The 1,959-nt window shown below is 41.5% G+C and carries 3 protein-coding genes and 1 pseudogene; 2 read left to right on the forward strand and 2 right to left on the reverse strand.

Going from position 1 to position 1,959, the window contains the following annotated elements; all coding sequences use genetic code 11:
- Positions 1 to 24 precede the first annotated feature (24 nt).
- Entirely contained in the window at positions 25 to 993 is a 969-nt protein-coding gene (locus tag PX484_RS19525) for a cysteine synthase A (RefSeq protein WP_287764701.1), read from the forward strand.
- A 158-nt stretch (positions 994 to 1,151) separates the two neighbouring features.
- Positions 1,152 to 1,430 carry a hemolysin XhlA family protein gene (locus PX484_RS19530; protein ID WP_287764700.1) on the forward strand — a complete coding sequence of 93 codons (279 nt, stop codon included), beginning with the start codon at positions 1,152 to 1,154 and terminating at the stop codon, positions 1,428 to 1,430.
- Positions 1,431 to 1,653: 223 nt separating this feature from the next.
- Here PX484_RS19530 and PX484_RS19535 read toward each other — a convergent pair whose 3' ends face one another.
- The gene (locus PX484_RS19535; protein ID WP_287764698.1) at positions 1,654 to 1,863 is read right to left on the reverse strand and encodes a type II toxin-antitoxin system HicA family toxin; all 210 of its coding nucleotides are present in this window, start codon (positions 1,861 to 1,863) and stop codon (positions 1,654 to 1,656) included.
- A pseudogene (locus PX484_RS26125) lies at positions 1,851 to 1,959 on the reverse strand (DUF1902 domain-containing protein); the annotation flags it as partial. The pseudogene PX484_RS26125 and the gene PX484_RS19535, both read right to left, overlap by 13 nt.

A 1,959-nucleotide genomic window follows, 5' to 3' on the forward strand; every position in this document is an offset into this window, starting at 1 on the left:
GAACAGCACGAAAAATAACAGATTATGGATATTAAACATGGTTTCGTCGATGCGGTGGGTAATACTCCCCTAATTCGTCTCAATAGTTTTAGCGAGGAAACCGGCTGCGAGATTCTCGGTAAGGCCGAATTTCTTAACCCCGGTGGTTCGGTCAAGGATCGGGCCGCTTTATATATTATTCAAGAAGCGGAAAAAGCCGGTACTCTCCAACCGGGGGGAACCGTTGTCGAAGGAACCGCCGGCAATACTGGCATCGGTTTGGCCCATATCTGCAATGCTAAAGGTTATAAATGCCTGATTATCATTCCCGATACCCAATCCCAAGAGAAAATCGACCTATTGAGAACATTGGGTGCAGAAGTGCGTGCTGTTCCCGCCGTTCCCTACCGAGATGCCAATAATTACGTTAAATTATCGGGGAGATTGGCCAGTGAGATGGAAAATGCTATCTGGGCTAATCAATTCGATAATCTGGCTAATCGTCGCGCTCACTACGAAACCACTGGCCGGGAAATCTGGGAACAAACCGACGGTAAAATTGATGCTTGGGTGGCTGCCACGGGAACCGGGGGAACCTACGCGGGGGTGGCGATGTTTTTAAAAGACCAAAATCCGCAGGTGCATTGTGTGGTGGCGGATCCGATGGGTAGCGGTTTATATAGTTATGTGAAAACCGGGACAATTACCCTGGAAGGTAGTTCAATTACTGAAGGAATTGGTAATAGTCGTATTACCGCTAATATGGAAGGCGCACCCATAGATGATGCCATTCAAATTGATGATCCCACTGCCATTAAAGTTGTTTATCAACTATTACAAAAAGATGGTTTATTTATGGGGGGTTCTGTGGGTATTAATGTCGGTGCTGCGGTAGCTTTAGCTAAACAAATGGGACCAGGCCACACCATCGTTACTGTTCTTTGTGATGGTGGGTCCCGTTATCAATCTCGTTTATATAATCCTCAATGGTTGGCTGAGAAAGGATTGGCTTAATCAGGAATTATCGGCTCATAAATTAGTGGAGATAATGGGAGGGGGAGGGCAACAATGAGGGAAGGCAGCAAGGGAAAATGAGGCGCTTCGGTTGGGCAAACACTTAAGATAAGATAGATAACAATGCTGATAACTATCATTATTAGGAGAATCATTAGATGTCAGTTACTATTGAACAGGATCTCAAAGAAATTTTAGGTTCAATTAATCAGAAGTTGGATAATCTGCAAAAAGATGTTATGGATATTAAAATAGTACAGGCAAGATTAGATGAAAAAGTCGATAGTTTAGAAAAAGATATTGAAGGGGTAAAAGAAGATACAAAAGAATTAAAAGGCTCTCAGAAAGCCCAGATTTGGACGTTAATCGGCATCTTGGGAACAGCTTTACTAGGAACAGTGATTCGCTATATTATTCTCCCTTTTCCTCAATCATAATTAAGACAATGAATTTTGAACTGCCTTGTGCAACAGTGATTCCTCAAATTGCAGAAAATCACTGTAGGGGTGAAGCATTTGGGCAATAACTTATCGCTGAAATCCTAGATTTTTTATCCGAATGCTTCGCCCCTACCCCGACCAATGTTTAGGCCATGCTAGAATGGTGATAAAAGCATAGAATCCTATGTAGTTTAATTAATGGATGAAGATTCTACAGCGTTCAAAAGGCTTTAGATAATCCGGCTTGTTTCAAAACTACATTAGCAGTATGGCGTGATTTAATAGTATTATCAACTACAAATCTTCTTTCTGTCAGAGGACTATACCAAATTTCATGATCTCCTTTACCTTGACGTTCAAAATAACATCCAGCTGCTGAGAGCAGTTTTTTAATGCAGGTGTTAAAGAAGTAGCCATCTAAACAGCGCACTCAATTGATTCTTGACGATGACTAATTAGTTCAAAAGTTATCGGTGCTTGAGGTTCAAGAGTAATTAGATGATTGAGTTGTAATAATTCTGGAATC

Origin of the sequence: Microcystis sp. M49636_WE2 (assembly GCF_030065375.1) — a bacterium.
Taxonomy (GTDB): domain Bacteria; phylum Cyanobacteriota; class Cyanobacteriia; order Cyanobacteriales; family Microcystaceae; genus Microcystis; species Microcystis aeruginosa_C.